Origin of the sequence: Wolbachia endosymbiont of Nomada ferruginata (assembly GCF_001675785.1) — a bacterium.
Classification (GTDB): Bacteria; Pseudomonadota; Alphaproteobacteria; order Rickettsiales; family Anaplasmataceae; genus Wolbachia; species Wolbachia pipientis.
The window spans coordinates 1-569 of record NZ_LYUY01000194.1 but is presented as its reverse complement, the minus strand read 5'-3'; the positions used below and the strand labels follow the sequence as shown (position 1 = coordinate 569).

Genomic DNA, 569 nt, shown 5'->3' with positions numbered 1-569 from the left:
ACACGGCTTGGATTACTTTCTGCGCCACTCAGAGATCGTTTTGGCATTCCTTTGCATCTTGAGTTTTATTCCTTTGAGGAGCTGGTTAATATTATAAAAAGAGGCGCAAGAGTTCTTTCTGCTGAAATTGAAGAGGATGCAGCACGGGAAATTGCCTGCCGTGCGCGCGGCACTCCAAGAATTGCTTTGAGGTTACTCAGAAGAATAAGGGATTTTGTTGAAGTGAAAGATGATAAAAAAATTACTTATGAAGTCGCTGATTCTGTATTACTAAAATTGGGTGTAGATAAAATGGGACTCAATAAACTTGATATGAATTATCTAAGATTTTTATTCAACACTTCAGGCCCTGTTGGAATTGACACCATATCTATTGCGCTATCCGAAGATGTTGGCAATATTGAAGAAACAGTAGAACCTTATTTAATCAAAATTAGTTTTGTAAAGCGCACACCAAGAGGGCGCGTTCTAACCGATCAAGCAAAGGAGTATTTGAGCTTTCAACATTAAACATCATAATTTATATTGATTCATTATCGTGTTATATAGATTTTAGTATTGAGATCTTA

The 569-nt window shown here is 36.6% G+C and carries 1 protein-coding gene; it reads left to right on the top strand.

The annotated features are described in order from the left end of the window. Positions 1 to 510: Holliday junction DNA helicase RuvB C-terminal domain-containing protein (locus BA053_RS06410; RefSeq protein WP_304441006.1), on the top strand; the 510-nt coding region annotated here is incomplete at its 5' end. Positions 511 to 569 lie beyond the last annotated feature (59 nt).